The sequence below is a fragment of the Desulfitobacterium hafniense DCB-2 genome, from assembly GCF_000021925.1.
GTDB lineage: Bacteria > Bacillota > Desulfitobacteriia > Desulfitobacteriales > Desulfitobacteriaceae > Desulfitobacterium > Desulfitobacterium hafniense.
In genome coordinates, this window is the sequence record NC_011830.1 from 4,457,360 (window position 1) to 4,476,344 (window position 18,985).

At 48.1% G+C, this 18,985-nt stretch carries 14 protein-coding genes and 3 tRNA genes; 1 reads left to right on the top strand and 16 read right to left on the bottom strand.

Annotation, left to right across the window (positions count from 1 at the left end; translation table 11 throughout):
• Positions 1–291 precede the first annotated feature (291 nt).
• The 7 genes from DHAF_RS21015 to dnaG form a co-directional block, all read right to left on the bottom strand.
• On the bottom strand, positions 292–1,458 hold the full coding sequence (locus DHAF_RS21015; protein WP_015945109.1) for a Nif3-like dinuclear metal center hexameric protein: 1,167 nt from the start codon (positions 1,456–1,458) through the stop codon (positions 292–294).
• A complete protein-coding gene (locus DHAF_RS21020) occupies positions 1,437–2,234 on the bottom strand; it encodes a tRNA (adenine(22)-N(1))-methyltransferase (protein WP_005816335.1) in 798 nt (265 codons plus the stop codon). Before DHAF_RS21020 ends, DHAF_RS21015 begins: the two co-directional genes overlap by 22 nt.
• 104 nt (positions 2,235–2,338) lie before the next feature.
• Positions 2,339–2,414, bottom strand: a tRNA-Glu gene (locus DHAF_RS21025).
• A gap of 53 nt (positions 2,415–2,467) precedes the next feature.
• A tRNA-Ile gene (locus DHAF_RS21030) sits at positions 2,468–2,542 on the bottom strand.
• 10 nt (positions 2,543–2,552) lie between these two features.
• Positions 2,553–2,627 (bottom strand) — tRNA-Asn (locus DHAF_RS21035).
• Between the two features lie 65 nt (positions 2,628–2,692).
• Complete coding sequence (gene rpoD / locus DHAF_RS21040; RefSeq protein WP_005816337.1) at positions 2,693–3,871, bottom strand: RNA polymerase sigma factor RpoD; 1,179 nt, start codon at positions 3,869–3,871, stop codon at positions 2,693–2,695.
• A complete protein-coding gene (gene dnaG, locus DHAF_RS21045; protein ID WP_041272015.1) occupies positions 3,858–5,762 on the bottom strand; it encodes a DNA primase in 1,905 nt (634 codons plus the stop codon). The genes rpoD and dnaG overlap by 14 nt, the downstream gene beginning before the upstream one ends.
• A 302-nt stretch (positions 5,763–6,064) precedes the next feature.
• Here dnaG and DHAF_RS21050 point away from each other — a divergent pair, with 302 nt between their 5' ends.
• On the top strand, positions 6,065–6,652 hold the full coding sequence (locus tag DHAF_RS21050; protein WP_015945112.1) for a GerMN domain-containing protein: 588 nt from the start codon (positions 6,065–6,067) through the stop codon (positions 6,650–6,652).
• A 123-nt stretch (positions 6,653–6,775) separates the two neighbouring features.
• Here DHAF_RS21050 and DHAF_RS21055 read toward each other — a convergent pair whose 3' ends face one another.
• The 9 genes from DHAF_RS21055 to DHAF_RS21095 all read right to left on the bottom strand — a co-directional run bounded on the left by DHAF_RS21055 (position 6,776) and on the right by DHAF_RS21095 (position 18,677).
• Positions 6,776–7,798: a deoxyguanosinetriphosphate triphosphohydrolase gene (locus tag DHAF_RS21055; RefSeq protein ID WP_018305771.1), complete on the bottom strand. Its 1,023-nt coding sequence runs from the start codon at positions 7,796–7,798 to the stop codon at positions 6,776–6,778.
• A gap of 42 nt (positions 7,799–7,840) precedes the next feature.
• Complete coding sequence (locus tag DHAF_RS21060) at positions 7,841–9,283, bottom strand: 4Fe-4S binding protein (RefSeq protein WP_015945114.1); 1,443 nt, start codon at positions 9,281–9,283, stop codon at positions 7,841–7,843.
• A complete protein-coding gene (locus DHAF_RS21065; protein WP_015945115.1) occupies positions 9,280–10,431 on the bottom strand; it encodes an NADH-quinone oxidoreductase subunit I in 1,152 nt (383 codons plus the stop codon). Before DHAF_RS21065 ends, DHAF_RS21060 begins: the two co-directional genes overlap by 4 nt.
• 69 nt (positions 10,432–10,500) lie before the next feature.
• The gene (locus tag DHAF_RS21070; RefSeq protein ID WP_005816349.1) at positions 10,501–11,187 is read right to left on the bottom strand and encodes a TorD/DmsD family molecular chaperone; all 687 of its coding nucleotides are present in this window, start codon (positions 11,185–11,187) and stop codon (positions 10,501–10,503) included.
• 439 nt (positions 11,188–11,626) lie between these two features.
• Positions 11,627–12,820: a MalY/PatB family protein gene (locus DHAF_RS21075; RefSeq protein WP_011460816.1), complete on the bottom strand. Its 1,194-nt coding sequence runs from the start codon at positions 12,818–12,820 to the stop codon at positions 11,627–11,629.
• Between the two features lie 141 nt (positions 12,821–12,961).
• Positions 12,962–14,137 carry a M20 metallopeptidase family protein gene (locus tag DHAF_RS21080; protein WP_005816353.1) on the bottom strand — a complete coding sequence of 392 codons (1,176 nt, stop codon included), beginning with the start codon at positions 14,135–14,137 and terminating at the stop codon, positions 12,962–12,964.
• 270 nt (positions 14,138–14,407) lie between these two features.
• Positions 14,408–15,577 (bottom strand): NrfD/PsrC family molybdoenzyme membrane anchor subunit, encoded by a 1,170-nt coding sequence (gene nrfD, locus DHAF_RS21085; RefSeq protein ID WP_015945116.1) that lies wholly within the window; start codon positions 15,575–15,577, stop codon positions 14,408–14,410.
• A 13-nt stretch (positions 15,578–15,590) separates the two neighbouring features.
• Positions 15,591–16,211 carry a 4Fe-4S dicluster domain-containing protein gene (locus DHAF_RS21090; protein WP_011460818.1) on the bottom strand — a complete coding sequence of 207 codons (621 nt, stop codon included), beginning with the start codon at positions 16,209–16,211 and terminating at the stop codon, positions 15,591–15,593.
• A gap of 12 nt (positions 16,212–16,223) precedes the next feature.
• Entirely contained in the window at positions 16,224–18,677 is a 2,454-nt protein-coding gene (locus DHAF_RS21095) for a molybdopterin-dependent oxidoreductase (RefSeq protein ID WP_015945117.1), read from the bottom strand.
• Positions 18,678–18,985: the final 308 nt, after the last annotated feature.

Sequence of the window (18,985 nt, forward strand, 5' to 3'; positions counted from 1 at the left end):
AATTCTCAAAACAAATGTATTAGTATTAGAGGAAATTTTCAGTAATTAAAATCTAACACATTTTTGTATCTAAGTCCGTGATTCGAATCACTCTGCTAAAAAGCCCTGATCTTTTTTCAGTTTTCTTTATAATATTTAGAACTATTTCGATTTTCCTATGACATTATTCTACATCAAAAGATTTTGTGTGTCAATAATTTATATTCATAATATTCAGTATTTATCATTGCTGGAATATCCCTCCACAGTAAAAAAGGCACTCCTATTATAATAGAAATGCCGCTGTACCCTCTAACTATTCAGTGCCCTCCATGGGTTTTTCATCTCTTGACTGATGATCACCTCAACCCCTGCCAGGGCTTTCTCTGCTTTTAAATGCTCTGCCAGGGTCTTGACCATGGGAGCTTCGCCCCAAAAGTGCCCCATATCCATGATGGGCAGCCCTGCTTCAAGGGCATCCAGAACTTCATGATGATCCACATCGCCGGTGATTAAGAGGTCGGCTCCTTTGAAGAGGGCTTGGGAGATAAAGCTTCCGCCGCTTCCATTAACAATGGCTATTTTGCGAAGAATCTGTTCCGGATTTCCAGAAGCGCGCACCTTGGGTTCCTCTGCTAAGGAGGCAGGAGCAAGCTTTCTTAAGCCGGCGGATAATTTACGCGCAAAACTGCCCAGGCTCTCAGGCACTTTTAAATAACCGATGACACCATAACCCCGGCTTGCTCCCCTATTGTAGAGAGGGATTAAATCATAGGCCGGCTCCTCATAAGGGTGTGCTTTCTGCAAGGCTTTCACTACACGGTCGATGCGGTTCTCCGGCAGAATGCTTTCCAGCCTTATCTCCTCTACCCGCGTCAATTCGCCAACCTCACCGATAGTAGGATGAGCATTATCCAGAGGGCGGAACATTCCGGCTCCGGCCACCGCGAAAAAACACTCCGCATACTCAGAAGCATGAGGTCCGCCAGTGATGCCTTCCCCGACTCCAACGTTTACGAGAGCCTGGCGAACTGCCTCGGCATGGTCTTTAGGAACAAAGGTTACCAATTTGACGAGTTTTTCCGCATGAGTTAGCTTAAGATATTCCATCTTTTCCAACTCTAAGGCCCTTCCCAGACTCCAGCTGGAAGACAGGGGGGATTGATCCAAATTGGTATGGGCGGCATAGTAGGCAATTCCTGATTGAATCATTTGGATCGGCAGTCTTGCGCTTTGGTTGTCGGAGCGGAGATTTTTCAGGGCTCTGAACAGGATGGGATGATGAGCTACGATGAGCTGCACATCCTTTTCCCGGGCTTCCTGCAGAACTTCCGGAGTGGCATCCAACGCCACCAGAATCCGCTCGACAGGAGCGGCAAAATCCCCTACCAGGAGCCCCACATTGTCCCATTCCTCAGCCCAGGCTTTGGGGGCAACCCTTTCAATGATCTGAGCGATTAAACCGACGGAAACAGGCATTTTACCAACTCCTCCACTACTTTGATGGACGTAGTATACTCCTGAATGCGCTTTTGCACTTTCTCCTGGCTGGACTTTTGCATTTCATGGATGGTTCTCCGGAAGGTTTGTATCTGCTCAAGGATCAGCACTTTTAGTTCTTCACCGGGATCTTCCAAGGCAAGGGGACCCCATTCCCAGATCCATTGAGTGAGGATGCTTTCGCTCAGTTGTGAATCATCCGACACCGCACCAACCTGATCGAGCCACTTCTGCATTTTGCACTGCAGCTCCGCCAGGGCATATCCTTCCCGGCGTGAAAAATGCATCACGCCGTAGATTCGGCCTTCCTCAGCCACATACTCTTCTCGCTTCATCCGCCAGCCTCCTTGCAGCAAGGTCAGACGTACTTTTCCCTCAGCCCCCTGAGGTTGGAGAATGAGCTCATTAACCTGAGACATCACATCCGGCCGGACGGCGAAAATCTCCAGCATCGTATTTCCGCCCATCCCGGCTAAGGTGAGAGCATCCACTTCCCCCGCCTGAATGGGCTTCAAACCATCCCCATACCGGACATCAATGACCGGTTGCAAGCCCCGGCTTGCGATGGCAGAGCAAGCGGAGCGATAAGGTCCCTCGTGCACATCCACTGCCACAGCCTTGGTAATCTTGTGATTCTCCCAGAGGAATATGGGCAAATAGGCATGATCCGTTCCGATATCTCCCAGCCGGGAGCCTTCGGGAACAAATGCAGCCACACGTTGAAGGCGTGGTCCTAAATTCACGGAAACAGCCATAGGTTAACTCCTTTCCATCAGAGGCTAGCACTCATCAACAAGAGGTTATCACTCATAGAAAAATAGCGAGATGCTTCATACATCTCGCTACGTTCGTTCTTAAGTGGTGACCCGTACGGGATTCGAACCCGTGTTACCGCCGTGAAAGGGCGGTGTCTTAGGCCGCTTGACCAACGGGCCAGGATTTCTATACGAACCTCATGGCTCATGCCTCATGCCTCAGGTTTCGTATATGGTGGGCCCACTAGGATTCGAACCTAGGACCAACCGGTTATGAGCCGGCCGCTCTACCGCTGAGCTATAGGCCCAATAAAAAAATGGCTCCCCGAGCAGGACTCGAACCTGCAACCTACCGGTTAACAGCCGGTTGCTCCACCATTGAGCTATCGAGGAATGCCCTTCGCAGAGTTTATTATACGAGATTCGTATTAGCTAGTCAAGCTTAATATTTGAGTTTTTTATTCCAGGTAATCCTTGAGCTTCTTGCTGCGGCTGGGATGGCGAAGCTTACGCAGAGCTTTGGCTTCGATCTGGCGAATCCGTTCCCGGGTTACGCCGAATTCCTGGCCTACTTCCTCTAAAGTCCGGGTACGGCCATCATCAAGGCCAAAACGCAAACGCAGAACCTTTTCTTCCCGGGGAGTCAGGGTCTCTAAGACCTCTTCCAATTGCTCTTTCAACAGGATAAAGGAAGCTGCCTCCGAAGGGGCCGGGGCATCTTCATCAGGAATGAAATCTCCTAAATGGGAGTCTTCTTCTTCCCCAATCGGTGTCTCCAAGGATACCGGCTCCTGGGCAATCTTCATAATCTCCCGGACCCGCTCTACAGAAATATCCATTTGTACAGCGATCTCTTCTGGGGTTGGTTCACGTCCTAATTCCTGCAGAAGTTGGCGTGATACCCGAATCAGCTTATTGATAGTTTCTACCATATGCACAGGTATCCGAATGGTTCTTGCCTGATCGGCAATAGCCCGGGTAATGGCTTGGCGAATCCACCATGTGGCATAGGTTGAGAACTTAAAGCCTTTGACGTAATCAAATTTCTCTACAGCCTTAATCAGTCCCAGGTTGCCTTCCTGAATCAAATCCAGGAAAAGCATCCCCCGGCCTACATAACGTTTGGCAATGCTGACAACGAGGCGCAAATTGGCTTCAGCCAAACGGCGTTTAGCGCTCTCGTCCCCTTGTTCCATGCGTTTGGCCAGTTCAATCTCTTCTTCAGCAGTAAGAAGGGGGACGCGGCCAATCTCTTTAAGGTACATGCGGACAGGATCATCGATTCCTACTCCTTCAGGAATGGAAAGATCCACATCCACCTCTTCCTCAACATCAGGGTCATCCACATCATCGGGGATTTCGTCCGTGACCTTTTCCAAGGCTTCCACTTCACCCGCTTCAGGGATGATATCAATCCCCATCCGGCCAATCTGTTCATACACTTCATCAATCTGTTCGGCTGTGAGCTCAATTCCTTGGAGGGTATCCATGATCTCCCGGTAGGTTAAAGAACCTTTTTTCTTGCCTTTTTGGATCAGTTCTTTTACCGCATCGACCTTCAATTGGTCATCATTCATAGATTCCCCTCCCTTCTTGGTTTCTGTTTTTTGTGTGCTCATGACCTTACTTTTCGCCACTTCTCAACCGCTCTCCTATCTCTTTTAACAGGGCTAAAGCACCTGTCAAATCGCCGGATTTTTCTAATTCAACCATTCGAGCCTGAAGCTCTTCCACAGTTTCTTCTTCGCTCATCGAATGAATCTGTTTCATGCAATCATGAAAAAGTCGTTGCGGGTTGGCTAGCTCCATGTCTTCCAGCATGATCTGGGCTACTTTGCTTTGCAAAGGGCCCGATTCCATACCCGACAAAGCTCCATTGCCGATACAGCGCGCTTTTTCAATATAATCAAATATCTGCTGATGATACGCTACCTTCCAAAATCCCTCGACCCATTGATCCTTGAATTCTGAGACAGGAATTAATTGTTCAAGCAAAAGACGCAACAAAACTCGCTCAGCTCGAATCACTCCATCAGGAACTGACGCTCCGCTTGGAGTCGGATTTGCACACCTATTGATATTATCCCTGTTTTTTACAGAAATATCCTGTTTGTTACGAAATAATTCCTCTCCAGAGGCCTTTTTCGAAGGTTTCCGGTCAAATCCTGCAATTTCCTCTTGAACCCTATCTAAGGTCAGACCCAGCTCCAAACTCAAAAACCGCTCATACCCTTCCCGCTCGACAGGACTTTGCACTTTGACGATATCCGGTGCTAATTCTCGGACCAATTCTGCTTTCTCCGGAGCTGATAGGGTTGGTTTCGTTTGGACATGGACCTGATATTTAAATTGAATATAGGGTTCCGCTTGAGCTAACGCTTTATTAAATTCTTCCACTCCGAAGGTTTTAAGATATTCATCCGGGTCCTTAGCCCCGGACAGCCTTAATATATCTACCCGAAAACCCATGTCCTGCAATAGCTCACCCGCCCGAAGGGTTGCTTGAGTGCCGGCCTGATCCGAATCATAAACAACCACCACACGCCCAGTGTAGCGATGGATCAGTTTTGCCTGATCCCGGGTTAAGGCCGTTCCTAAAGAAGCTACTGCATTTTTGAAGCCTGCTTTTTGTAAGGCGATAACATCCATGTAACCTTCCGCCAGAAGAGCAAATCCGTGTTCCCGGATCCCCTGGTGAGCTCGGTGCATTCCGTATAAATGATGTCCCTTATTAAAAAAAGCAGTCTCTGGTGAATTCAGATATTTTGGTGTAGAATGATCTAAGACCCGCCCGCCAAAGCCAATGGTCTTGTGACGGGAGTCGAGTATGGCAAATATTACCCTTTTTCGAAAACGGTCGTAAAAGCCACGGGACCTTCCCTCCGACTGGTCTCGCTCTAAGGCAAGCCCGGCTTGAGCCAACTCCTGGGGGCTTACCCCCCGGGCGCTGAGGGCTTCAAGCAGTCCGTCCCATCGATCGGGGGCATAACCTAAACGAAATTGCTTGATGGTCTCCTCGTCCATCCCTCGCTGCTGAAAGTATTGCCTTCCAGGCTCTCCTTCAGGTCTATGCAGCAGGACCTCATGAAAATAACCCGTTGCCCAATCGTGAATCTCTTCCCAACGACGTCGACGGGTTTGTTGTTCTTTCTCACGGGGTGAAAGCTCTTTCTCCGGGAGAACAATACCGTGTTTTTGAGCTAAATGCTCCACCGTTTCGACAAAATTCCAGTTTTCCTTTTTCATTAAAAAAGAAAATACATTACCGCCCGTATGGCAACCGAAGCAATAAAAAATCTGCTTGTCCGGGGTCACCGTAAAACTCGGGGTTTTCTCCGCATGAAACGGACAGAGGCCCAGGTAATTCTTCCCTTTCCGTTGAAGCCGTACGTATTCGGAAATTGTATCCACGATATCGGAACGCAATCTGACTTCTTCAACGATCTCCTCAGGAATTCTGTAGTCCACTGCTTGTAATTCGCCACCCCTATGCCATATTTTTGACAGATTGTCAAGATAATAATACATTTATTGTTTCGCCAAAAAACTCAAGAATCCTCTTTTTCACTTTCTCTTTAAAATCAGACTTTTTTGGTGTACAATATATAGTCTAGATATATTTAGAGTCTATAAATATTATTCTACCTTCCTTAACTATTTCCTCCTTTATTTCGACTTTTTCTTTCTTCTCACACTATCCGCGGCAGATTGCTTTTCCTCCTCTGCTTTTCGTGCTAAAATGGAATCAATGCTTAAACTTTATACATAGATGAGTCAGGTTGCACCATGATCCTAAACTTCAAAAATGACTCAGAAAGGTGGACGGTCCTATGTGCAAGACTAAATTCCGCTGTTTGATGATCGCATTTTCCATATTCCTTTTAACCTTTGGCTTAGTAGGCTGTGGATCCGATGACACCACGAAGAATACTCCCCCACCCCCTCCCCCCAATGTAAATGATCCCCAGAATCCCGACCCGGTTGAACCGGCTCCCGCAGAAACCGTGAAAGTTACGATGTATTTCCCTACGTCGGATGCAACAGGTCTTGATCCCACTGAGCGGACAATAAACGTGGCCAAAGCAGCAAGCGAAGAAGTTATCGCCGGAATGTTCAAGGAGTTCGCAAATCCTCCTTCAGGTTTAGTGGCTCCCCTCCCAAAGGATACCAAGCTTTTGGATGTTAAGATTAAAGACGGTGTCGCCACCCTTAATCTGTCCCATTCCTTCAGAGAGAATTTTGAGGGCGGGGCCACAGGAGAAGAGATGGTCCTCTATAGCATTGTCAATTCCTTAACCACCCTTGAGGATGTGGACTCGGTGGAATTCCTTTTAGAAGGGGAACTTAAGGCAGCTATTCTCGGCGGTTTGGATACATCAACACCTGTAACGGCCAATGAAAGCTTAATTTTGAAGTAACATTCGTATTTAAGAGAGTGCCGCCAAACTACTTTTCAAGTAGTGGGCGGCACTCCTTTTTGCTGGCACTAAAAAAGGTCTGTCTTTTGGCGACAGACCCTGGATTATTTCGGCATGCACCTCTTAATATCTGGGAACAAGGAATTTTTGAAAGAGATCGATAGCGTAGTTATCAGTCAGCCCGGAGATGTAGTCCACTACGGCTTTGACCGCATCACCCCCGGCCCAAACCAGATATTCCTGAGGGAGAAACTGTAGATTTTTCATGTAATAATGGAATAAAGCCTGGACAACATATTCACCTTTACGCCGCTCTTCACGGAGGATCACGCTGTTATAAACCCGTTCAAACATAAACACCCGGAACTCCTGCATAGCCTCCGCAACTTGGGAGGATTGCCGGATAGAGTCTTGCTTCTGGGAGCTTTCGATCATATCCACTACCATCGTAGTGATCATACGGCTGGGACTATCCCCCAGGGTAGACACCACCTTCCCGGGGAGCTCTCCCTGGTGAATGAGCTCTGCCCGCAAGGCATCATCATAATCATGGCAAAGGTAGGCAATACGATCCCCGGTCTTGACGATCTGCCCTTCGAGGGTATAGGGGACCCCCTTCCCTGTATGATGGAGCACCCCATCCAGAACTTCCTGGGTTAAATTCAACCCTCTGCCCTCCCCGGTGAGAACCGTGAGGATACGGACGGATTGTTCGTTATGCTCAAAGCGCCCGATCAGCTTGGCAATGGCCTCTTCTCCCACATGACCAAAGGGGGTATGCCCCACATCATGACCGAGGGAAATGGCTTCAATCAAATCTTCGTTCAGACTTAACCCCCGGCCAATGGTGCGGGAAATCTGAGAAACCTCCAGACTATGGGTCATCCGCGTCCGATAATGATCCCCGCTGGGAGCTATATAAACCTGGGTCTTATGCTTAAGCCGCCGGAAGGGTTTGCTATGCAAAATACGATCCCGGTCCCTTTGGAATTTGGTCCGGATAGGGCATTCTTCCTCTTCCCGCATTCTTCTGGCTGCACTGCTTTTGGCGGCATAAGGCGAAAGCCGCTCCCCTTCTTCCCTCTCTATACGGGTTCGAATCGTCTCTGTCACACACACTCCTCCTTTGAGGCATGGCTTATGCATTTATTATAGCACGTAGGGTGGACAGAGAATAGAAAGGGGGCTTTAAATTATCCCCGTATTTTGAAGTAAGGCACCAATAATCAGTATCCAAATGGCTGCTAAGGCTGCCGCCACCAGTTTATCCCCTGAGCTTAAGGGGTGTTGTTCCCTTTTGCTTTCACCTTTTTGGCACCCTGAACAAGCCCGGCTTGCCGCAACCTCTTTTTTCATCCCACCCTCTTCAAGCGCTTCTCCTTCTACCGGGCCCAGTTCTGCCCAACCCGGTTCTTCCTCCCCTTGACGTTCTTCTTTTTCTGCCTTTCCCTCCTCCGGCTCCAGCTTGTTTCGGAAGAGCTGCTGCCCTTTTCGCCTGCCGGAAGCAATAAAATCCAAAAGCACTCCCATAGGACAGAAACAGCGGCACCAAAAGCGCAGAATAAAAATGGAAAACAAGAGAATCAAGAGCATCATCATCCACTGTGAAGTATTGCCGTCCCCATCAAAAAATACTGAAAAAGGCTCAAAGCTGGCTATGCCGGGATTATTGAAGAACAAGGCCAGCATAGCAGCCAGCCACAGGAACAACCAGCGGCTTTTACGAGCATAGGAGATCAGCTGAGAGTTAGGGCGGTAGTCGGCCAGATTCAGAGCCTTGTACAAACCTTCTTGAACCGCTCCGAAAGGGCAAAGCCAGGAGCAGTAAAAATTTCTCCCCCATAGCAAGGTGACCAACAGAACCCCTATAACAATCACATACCAAATGGGCCGTTCCGAAAAGGCGGGCATTTTCAGAGCAACGATACTCAGATAATTGCCGATGGTCAAGGAGGAATTCTCCATAAATCCGAATACAAAGACCGCTGCCGCCGAGATCCAGGGGCGCAGCTTCTTCATGTTGCGGGCAGAGGCCAGGATTGCCACAAGAAGCATCAGCAGGACAAGCCCATCCTGCCATTGAAAATGGAAGGTTTTCAGACGGGGTACTGTCAGCCCCAATTGATTCTTTCCTACCTGAAACATGCCCTTTTCCACGGCTAACATGATCCCATCCGTGGTGCGTGTTGCACCGCTGACACTATCAATATCCTCATGAGCCGCCAAGGGCTGAGTTACGGTTTTGCCAATCAAGTTCTCCGGATACCCGGCTTCCAGGACCTTGCGCAGATAGAGGGGAGTTTCCGAGTCTTCGACCAGGACTGCATTTTTCAGAGTGCCCTCCTGACTCACATTGATCAACAGGGTGATGGGACCTCCATAGCCTGAGGCACTGGCAATAACCCCATAACTCAGTAAATGTTCGGCTTGATCATATAACCCATAGGTCTTATAAATACCTTCCAGCTCTTCATAGTGGGTTGCAGTCGGTTCTCCCTGCTGCAGGAGAGCCAATATATCGTGTTTGTCGCTTATCTGTTGATAGACAGAGGTCACAAGTAAAAGAAAGCAGGCGAGGAAAGGGAGGATTACCCACCCCCTCGCCTTTTTAGCTTGAGTATTGATCATCATGGCACAAACTTTCCAAAGAGTTTTTGGCGAACATCCGAAAGAATGTCTTCCTGAGAGGGTTCTTCCTTACACCAGTAACATAAATCATCCTGACTGGTGATGGTTTCTGCTTCACAAAGCTTGCATTTTCCCACTGAGGCCTTGAAGATGGATTGTTCCTCGTACGGCGCGGCATTGGGTAAACGATCCCGAAGAATCGACCGGGTTGGACAGGACAGCATACAGATGCGGCAGTCTATGCAGTGCCCTCCAGTGAAGAAATGAATACACTCCTTCCCTTCGACCCGAATCTTCAACGCTTGGGTAGGACAATACCTGGCACACATACCACAGTTCACACACTCCATGCTCATTTGGATAAAAGGCCAATAAGCAGGATTTCCTCCTTCCTGATAGTGCCTGGAATAACTATCTTCGAGACGCTTCTGCCAATCAGGCAAGGTATTGATTCTTGCCCTTTTTTTGGTTTCTTCACGACCAGGCACTCCCTTTTGCACCTTGAGCTGCTCCTGGTGCTTTCGGCCCATTAAGGTTAAAAACAGATCCCGGCGGGAGGTCACCTTTAATCCTGAAGATACGGCCTGGAGCTTTTTGCGCTTTTTGGCTTTATCTGCAGTATAAATCAGAGTGAAATCCGGAGTATGACCGGAAGCTTCCAGCCATTCCATGGCTGTTTCCAGGGCAAATTTGACTCGCTCGATACACGATTTCAGCGGACAATCATGGCATTCATCCAGACGCAGCTCCACTCCAGTGAGCAAACCTAATTCATACCAAGCTCCTTTGGACAAGGCGCTTAAGCAGGTGGGAATCTGCACCGCTCCCTTCTCCTTATCCTCTTTACTAAGATAGGGAGCCGAATGTGAGCCACAGAAGATCTGAGTGATTTTTGCTCCCTGCTCTTCCACATCTGAGCGAATTGTGGTTTCATCCCATTGGGAAGAACTGAAAACCTGAGTAGGGCAGTCGGCAAAGCACAGTCCGCAGCCGAGGCAGCGCTCTTGGATCAGATAAATTTGCTGATTAGCGAGGATTAAAGCTTGTCCCGGACAGCGGGAAACACAATGGCTGCATTCCACACCATTGTGCTGCTGATTCAGACATCGATTTGTGTCAAGCTGCATAGTTGCACCGTGATTAAAAAGCATGCTTCCCACTCCTTTGTTCATTCTAAGGAATTTTGTTTATGCACTTAACTGAGGATATATCGCCATGACTTAAGCAAGTATTTTGCTCAGCCCTACTTGTCCTAACCGGCATAACCCTTGATAGAATGTAAGCCCGGCTTCACATGCCAGTTTATCAAAAAATGCCCGGCACCATTTATGAAGATGGAGGTCCGTGAACTCTTTAATCTGCTTTTCCAGCACCGCTAATTCCTCAGCGCTTTCCTCTTGTAAGGCCTTCCCTTTCTTAGCGTAGAGATACATCATAAACTCCAACTCCGTGGCCATATGATCGGCAGGTTCTGCGGATTGCTTAACAAGGCTGACTCCGGCACTTTTATAACAACGTTCGGCGTCAAGGGCGGCCGGGCTCATAAAGAGCATGACTCCCCCTTTGTCTTCAGGATTATGCAAAAAGAGAGTCTCGTATATACTAACCACCGGTTTCTTCGGATCATCAAAAAGCCGGGTATATTCCCGCCTCATCTGAATGAGGAAAGCGGTTACGTCCTCCTCGGTCGAGGCAAGGTTCTTTAAGGCTTCCCGGACTGAAGCAATCTCCTCCTGAGTGCAGGAAAGCTCCTCAAGAATGTAGAGGGCATCCCGTCCATAGCTGCCGTCTAAAAATGCCTGGGCCAATTCATGGTTAGGGAGCCGCAGGGAGATCGAGAGCAGCTGGAAGAAATCCGAGATCGTAAAAGCATTCATTGCATCTTGTTCTTGACGGTTATTACTCATTTTTATTCTCCTTTTTGTACCTTGACATAGTCCTATTTTAGCAAAGTACCCATCGTTTCTTCTATATCATTTGATATGCCTTTCACAATGCTGTTTAGTCTTATCAGCCGCACTCCATCCCTTTTATTTTATAATAACTCATCTCCTAAAGATGTCAGGAATACCAATAGGGTTTTGTCCAAAAAAACGCTACAGAAAGGGTAGAGGGCAGACTCCGGTCTGATAGCTAAGACATGGGACCTGCCCGCTTAATGCTTATTTTCTCCCGTACCAGCTTAAGATGATCATCCCCATAACTTCCTCCAGACACATTAGTGTTGCTAATGAATGCTTGAATTTGTAGTGATTTCTAGGCACAAAAAAGATCTCCCCTGCGCTTTTTGAGCGAAGAGGAGATCTTTAGAAATTACATCATTCCAGGAATAGCTGACTATCGATTTTACAAAGCCTTTAAAGCCTCCTTGATCTGCTCCAAGGCTTTCACCAGTGTCGAACGATGGCAAGCAAAGTTAAAACGCAGAAAACCTGCTCCCTCTTCTCCGAACCAGCGTCCCAAATCCACAGCCACTTTGGCCTTCTCAATGATCAAGGCATCGATTTGATCCGCCGTAAGACCTGTTCCCCGGAAATCAAACCATACCAAATAAGTTCCTTGAGGTTTAATAATGCGAACTCCTTGCAGGTGCTTCTCAGTATAATCCAGGGCATAATCAAGATTACTCTCGACATGCTCAAGAAATGCCTTCAAGTAGTCTGCACCATGAGTATAGGCAGCCTCTAAAGCGATAGTACCAAATATATTGATGTCCCGCGCCTGATTGATCTCCAATTGTTCAAGATATCTTTGGCGAATCCTTCGTTCGGGAAGAATGACCACTGAAGTCTGTAACCCTGCTAAGTTAAAGGTCTTGCTGGCAGAATAGGCAGTTATGACATGTTGATTAAATCGTTCATCCAGCATGCCCAGGGGGATATGACGGCTTCCCTTCAAAATCAAGTCGGAGTGAATTTCATCGGCAAAGACAAGCACCTGATGCTTAAGGCATAACTCGCCGATTTTAGTCAGATCCTCTTCAGACCACACTCGTCCCACCGGGTTATGAGGATTGCACAAGATGAACAGTTTTGTTTTGGGATCTTTAAGCTTGTGCTCAAAGTCCGCAAAATCAATTTCATATTGTTCTGTTTCTTCATCTAAGAGCAGGGGGTTTTCAATAACCCTCCGTTTGTTCTTTTGGATTGTATTTTTAAAAGGGTAATATACGGGGGGCTGGATGAGCACCCCATCCCCTTCCTGGGTAAAAGCTTGAATAGCATGGGTAATGGCAGGGACTACCCCGGTCGTGGGCACTATCCATTCCGGATCAAGCTGCCAGCCATGCCGTTGGAAAATCCAGCCCGTGACTGCCTGATCAAAGGACTTCCCCTTGCCTTTGGGATAACCAAAGATACCAAATTCAGCTTTAGCTACGATAGCATCGATGACCTCCTGAGGTGCTCGAAAATCCGTATCGGCAACCCACATTGGAATACAGCCCTTGGCGTCCAAACCGGGAAAACGATTCTCAAAAGCATCCCATTTCGTGCTTTCCGTTCCGTAACGATCAATATATTCATCAAAATTGTAACTCATCGCCCCACTCCTTTAGCAATTCAATTAAGGGTATCAGCAATTCATAGTCCTTGCGCACTCAACCAAATTTAAAGCATAGTATTTATATATGAATTATATATTTATTACAGAAAGTGTCAAGGTTCTTTTTCAGAAGCAGGCTCAGCTTAAAAACTTGAGTGCAGTATAGCTGAGCAACGCCGCTCCCATAGGCAAGGCCCGCTCATCCAGGTCAAATTTGGGGTGGTGCAGAGGGGGATTGGGTTGCCCCGGGAAGCCAACTCCTAAATAGATATAAGCAGATGGCAAAAGCTGGCTAAAGGATGCAAAATCATCCCCTAATAGGACAGGTTGGGCAGCCAGAGTATGATCTTTTCCCAGGATTTCTTCTCCGGCTTCCTTGATCAACCGGATCATCCCTTGATCATTGATCAGGGTTTTCACTTCTGAGCGGAAATTTAGTCTATAAGCGGCTCCATAAGCTGAAGTAATAGAGCAAAGAAGATTTTCCATAATCTGACCGGTGCGGCTCATCAACTCGTCCCCAAAGCAGCGCACTGTCCCCTCAATAGTGACCTTTTCGGGAATGATATTGGATTTCTGCCCTCCATGAATCGAGCCTATGGACAAAACAAAAGGCTCCATAGGGTCAATTTGAGCCGAGGGGATGGTTTGCAGGGCTTGAATACACTCTGCAGCTACCAAAATCGGATTAACCGAATGCTGTGGCAATGCCCCATGGCCGCCTTTCCCCATAATTTCTATAGTAAAATAAGCCACTGAGGCAAAGAAGGGGCCCTCTTTACAGCCCATTTGGCCTGCAGGTAACTCCGGTGTGACATGGAGACCCAGCGCTGCGTCCACATGGGGATTTTCCAAGACCCCTTCTTCGATCATCCGGTCCGCTCCCCCGATAGGAGATTCTTCACTAGGCTGGAAAATCAACTTGATACTGCCGGCAAGAGAGTCCTTCAGGCCGGACAGAATTTCTGCCGCACCCAGTACAACGGCTATATGGGCATCATGGCCACAAGCATGCATGACTCCCGGTGTGGCGGAGCAAAATCCATGCTCGGTCGCTTCCTCGATCGGCAGTGCATCCATATCGGCGCGGATAGCCAGGGTCTTTCCCGTTTCTCTTCCCCGGAGAAGTCCCACGACCCCAGTGCTCCCGACATTTTCAGTGACTTCACACCCTAATGCTCTAAGCCTGTCCGCTATATATTTTGCCGTTTTATACTCCTGCAATGCCAATTCAGGTTGCTTATGAATATCCCGTCTTATGGTTATCAACGTCTCTTCAATGGCATGTGCCGCCTTCATCACTTTTTCCAGCATAATTACTTCCCCCTCATTTCCTGCTTGATTACAATTCCAGCTTACTCTTCTCTGTCATATTACCATACATTTACCCAGTTTTTTACTCCTAAATATGACACATCTCACTTATATCCACCCGGAATCAAGTAATTTGCGAGTATTTTATTTGATCAAATTAAAATAATCTATTAGCTGTCAATAAGCATTATTGTATAAAAAAACGCTGAAGGCTCGCAAAAAACATAGCGTTTATGCGGGCTTTCAGCGTTTTACATATTTTCCTTACTTTTATTTGCCCATTCCGAGATTCAGCTTACTTAATCCCAGATTCAGAAGCAATGCTCCCAAAGAGATGATACCCAAAGACAAACCAATCTCAATCAATGAGGGCACATATGGACCTGTTGTCCCGCCATAAACCGGCGGGCCTGCATAGGTAATGAGGGGATTAAATAATTGGGCCTGCAACAGGTTGGATTTGATAAGATAGATCGCTACCAAGGCCAATATAGCACCGATCAGGATTCCCCCTGCCTTGGATGAGGTATCCTGCTTGGCCAGAACCACGATGGCGGCCACCAAGGTCACCATTTCCGCCCAGAATCCGACCGCTCCTTCTCCACTGACCAGCCAGAGGAAGGCGGCATGCTCTTCTCCCCCTCCGGGATAAAGGCCGATAAGGATTTCACCCACGACGATGATCAGCTCGATGCACAGCAGAACAGCTGCCCCTCTTGCCATCTTCGCCATAAGCCCCATGGGCATCTCCATATAACCCCTCTTATTCAGGATGACTGCCAGAATCATCTGCACGGACAAGGCGGCCACTAAGGCTGCGATTAAAAAGGATAGGGGCTGCACCGGAGTATTCCACAGGGGACGGGCGATTTGGAAACAAAAGACAAAGGAGGTGACTGTGACCAAGAGCCCGGCGGTGAAGGCGATGACAGCAATAGGTTTCAGGGACCCTTCATCTTTTTTGCCTTCGTGGACCAAGATCAGCTGACGGGTAAAGAGGATGGAAATCACCATATAAGAGGCCAGCATCAGGAAGTCCCAGAACATCGGTGAGGTCAAATTGCCGCTGGTAATGAAGAGCCAGGCCCGCTCCGGGTTGCCGATGTCCACGATGATGAAGAGGGAGGCGGCCACGATGCTGGACACTGCGCCCAGATAAGCGGCAATCCGGGTATAGGGTTTAAACTCAGCCAGCTTGAAAAGATAAGGTACTGCCGCAAAGAGCAGGCTTCCGGCGGCAACCCCGGTGAAGATCATAAAGCCGACGATATAGAGACCCCACATATTGTTCAGGCCGAGATTGGTGACCTGCAGCCCTTGGGTCAGCTGCAGCCCCCAGCAGACTGCACCGAGCACGGCAACAGCTGCAAAGATCATATTCCACAGATTGGACGGGGTCTTTTTGGTCGTTGGTTCGACGGTCTTTGTTTGCACTGTCATGCTTACACCTCCTTTAAGTTAAATAGTAGACATTTGGCTTGGTGCCTTTTTCTTCGAGCAAATGGAAATAGCTGCGGCCTTTGATGGCCTTGCTGACATCGCTTTCCGGGTCATCGATGTCCCCGAAGTAACGGGCCCGTCCAATACACAACTCCATACAGGCCGGTTTTTTCTCTTCAGCCAACCGGTGAACGCAGAAAGTGCATTTGGATACGGTATTGTATTGATGCGGGGCAGTGTTGGCATCCCCTACGGCAAAGTCTACATGGTACTCGGGCTTTTTCCAGTTGAATTGACGAACGCCGCTGTAAGGGCAAGCCACCATGCAGTAGCGGCAGCCGATGCATTTATCATAATCCTGGATGACGATGCCATCTTCTTCCCGTTTATAGGTAGCCCCGACGGGGCAGGCTTTTACGCAGGCCGGATTAGCACAGTGCTGACAATTAACCGGCAGATACTCCAAGGTATTGTTCGGGAAGGTCCCGGCAGCTGTATCCATAGCTTCCCCACCTACGGTAAGAATACGGTTCCACCAAATTTCGTTAGGCAGATTGTTGGCCATTTTACATGCTACAGCACAGGTATGACAGCCTATACAGCGTTTTAGATCGATTGCCATGGCGTAACGCATCGTTTTTCCCTCCTAAGCTTTTTCTACTTGGACCAGTACATCAAAAAAGGCACTGTTGGCACAGACGATATTCATCACCCGGGAGGTCAGATCCTGATAGTGCCCTTCGATGAATTCCTGTTTTTCCCGGCCTTTAGGCAGGCTTAAAACACCAGGTTGAATTCCGCGATCCACAATGGCTTTAATCTTGACATAGCCCCGATCGTTGTAGAGCTTGATGATATCACCAGTCTTAACATTGCGGGCGGCAGCATCGGCAGGGTTGATTTTCACAAAGGGTTCCGGGCTGAGTTCTTTGAGCATCGGGACATCCCACCATTGAGAGTGGGTCCGCCACCTTCCCTTGTCTTGGATCACCGAGAAAGGATATTTCGCATGGAGGGGATTTTCATGCCAGGCTTCCAGGGGCGGTTCAAAGTGAGGCAGGCGCTCTTTGGCTAGATCAAACACCTGATCATAATTATTATTGGGAGCAGGGGCCTCATTATAGAGCTGGGCCCGCCCTGTAGGTGTGGCAAATGCTCCGCCTTCAGCATAAATATAGGGATCTCCGGGTAAAGCCCTGAGTATTTTCTCTTCTTTAAGCTTCTCTAAAGTAATCCCTAATTTTCTGGCTCCATCTGTATCCATCCACAACCGCATATAGTCCTCTTCATCCATGGCAAAGGCATCACTGCAGCCAAGTTTTTCCGCCAGCAATTGATAGATCTCAAAGTCCGATTTGCATTCATAGAGAGGCTCAATGGCCTTCTCCTGCAATATCACATAAGGATGGGTGCTGTAATTGACAAAAACATCATCCACTTCAAACCAGTGGGCTACAGGCAGCAGAATATCTGCATACTGAGCCGTTTCATTCATATTCAGATCGGCGACTGCGATAAAATCCAGCTTTTTCATAACTTCCAGGGTCGCTTTGCGCTCGGCGCCGTTGCCGATCTGATTGACATGGGTAAAGTAGATACCTTTCAAATCGATGGGAGTTTTACCATACATTTTAGTTTCCAGAATTTCAGTGAGCATATTAACAGGTACGGAAAGAGAGGGCTTCGCTCCATTGGGAAACATCGTTCCCGCCATATTGATCCAATCAGTGGCCAGGTTCTCACCCATGCCGCAAAAAGCTCCCGGTTTACCGAGATTTCCGGTGAGAATGGCTAAGATCGCCATAGCAAAATAGCCGTAATGGCCATTGACATAATGATCGATGCCGAAAAACTCATAGATTGCGGAAGGCTTATTGGTCGCGTAAAGTTCCGTGATTTCTTCGATTTGCGCTACAGGAATATTACAGATTTCCGCTGCTTTTTTCGGCGGGTATTCAGCGATGCGCTCCAACAGCAGGTCATAGGCTGTCGTAACCTTAACCCCATTGATAGTATAAGAGCCCCGCAACGCCGGGTTACTGACGGTATCGGCTGTTCCATAAGTGTCAGAGTCTTGGTTCCAGACGATTAGCTCATCCTTGGCTCCTTCAGGGATATGGATTCCTAAATCACTTTGCCGCAAAAACTTTCCATCAGATTCCTTGACTAAGAAAGGGGCCCCTGTGGATTTCTTCAAAAAAGGCTCATCCACCCAGTTTTCCCGGACCACAATATTCATCATCCCCAGGGCCAACGCCGCATCAGAGCCCGGCCTTACCGGGACAAAGATATCCGCTTTGGCCGCTAAGGCGTTGAAATTGGGATCAATGACCACGATTTTAGCACCTTTTTCCCTGGCTTCTAAAAAGAAATGGGTGCTTTGCTGCTGGGCGCCTACAGGATTAGCCCCCCAACAGAAAATCGTCTTGGCATTTTTTAAGTCCGCGGGTTCATTAGCTGTAACAAATGTACCTTGACCGAGAGCCGGTTTCGTTCCTTGTCCCCGTGCCATATCTACAGCTGCTGTAATATTCAAGGCCCCGTTGGCATTTTGCAGGCGGTTGATAGCGCTGCCAATCCCGACGCCACTCAGCGCAGCATAGCTTCCTGAACTCCACATAACTCCAAAAGCATATTTGCCAAACTCATCCTGGTAGCCTTTCCACTTCTGGGCGATGGTGCTGATGGCTTCATCCCAAGTGATTCGTTCCCATTTTCCTTCGCCCCGTTCCCCGGCACGTTTCATGGGGTATTTCAGGCGCTCCTTGCTATAAATCCTCTGGACATGGGTTAATCCTTTAACACAGATGCGGTTATATTCCGGATTCGGCATCTCACGGGCTGAGGTTCTTACCACTTTGCCATTCCGCACATGGATATTCAGAAAACATCCGCCTGCACAATTGCCGCGACAGGCGCCGCTGAAGATTTGTTCTTCCTCTCCCGCTGCTGAAGTTTGTTCCTCATCAGCCAAAGCCGTCATAGCCGTTCCCCAGGGGTTGGCAGCAACGACTCCCGCCGTGACCGCAGTTGCTCCTGATGCCTTTAAGAAAGTGCGGCGGGACAGGTTAGGATTGAGGCTGTTCTTTTCTTGATTCATTTCATTCCCTCCCACTTAAGTTGCACCACAGCTGCTCATATTTAGTGATAAATCGTACATTTGGTGCTACTTGTATTGTAGCAAGGGAGCAAAACTGCTTCGATAGCATCTGATATTTCCTAACGCTTCACTTGATACAAGTTTCTGTAGCAAATGATACATCCTTTTGTATCATTTGCTTCAATACATAGTGACCGGAAGTATGGTATTATTAATAGGCAGTGCAGATACTAAGCCTAAGGCATATCCTCCCAAACAAAATATTTCACAAATTCATTAAACCCAAATCGTTACTACGGATTACTGTT

Bases quoted from the DNA above. Each gene is read 5' to 3' on its own strand.
- DHAF_RS21075 (WP_011460816.1), bottom strand. From the start codon at position 12,820: ATGAGTTACAATTTTGATGAATATATTGATCGTTACGGAACGGAAAGC.
- DHAF_RS21050 (WP_015945112.1), top strand. From the start codon at position 6,065: ATGTGCAAGACTAAATTCCGCTGTTTGATGATCGCATTTTCCATATTC.
- DHAF_RS21070 (WP_005816349.1), bottom strand. From the start codon at position 11,187: ATGAGTAATAACCGTCAAGAACAAGATGCAATGAATGCTTTTACGATC.
- DHAF_RS21015 (WP_015945109.1), bottom strand. From the start codon at position 1,458: ATGCCTGTTTCCGTCGGTTTAATCGCTCAGATCATTGAAAGGGTTGCC.
- DHAF_RS21080 (WP_005816353.1), bottom strand. From the start codon at position 14,137: ATGCTGGAAAAAGTGATGAAGGCGGCACATGCCATTGAAGAGACGTTG.
- DHAF_RS21065 (WP_015945115.1), bottom strand. From the start codon at position 10,431: ATGCTTTTTAATCACGGTGCAACTATGCAGCTTGACACAAATCGATGT.
- DHAF_RS21055 (WP_018305771.1), bottom strand. From the start codon at position 7,798: ATGCATAAGCCATGCCTCAAAGGAGGAGTGTGTGTGACAGAGACGATT.
- DHAF_RS21060 (WP_015945114.1), bottom strand. From the start codon at position 9,283: ATGATGATCAATACTCAAGCTAAAAAGGCGAGGGGGTGGGTAATCCTC.
- nrfD (WP_015945116.1), bottom strand. From the start codon at position 15,577: ATGACAGTGCAAACAAAGACCGTCGAACCAACGACCAAAAAGACCCCG.
- dnaG (WP_041272015.1), bottom strand. From the start codon at position 5,762: ATGTATTATTATCTTGACAATCTGTCAAAAATATGGCATAGGGGTGGC.
- DHAF_RS21020 (WP_005816335.1), bottom strand. From the start codon at position 2,234: ATGGCTGTTTCCGTGAATTTAGGACCACGCCTTCAACGTGTGGCTGCA.
- DHAF_RS21090 (WP_011460818.1), bottom strand. From the start codon at position 16,211: ATGCGTTACGCCATGGCAATCGATCTAAAACGCTGTATAGGCTGTCAT.
- DHAF_RS21095 (WP_015945117.1), bottom strand. From the start codon at position 18,677: ATGAATCAAGAAAAGAACAGCCTCAATCCTAACCTGTCCCGCCGCACT.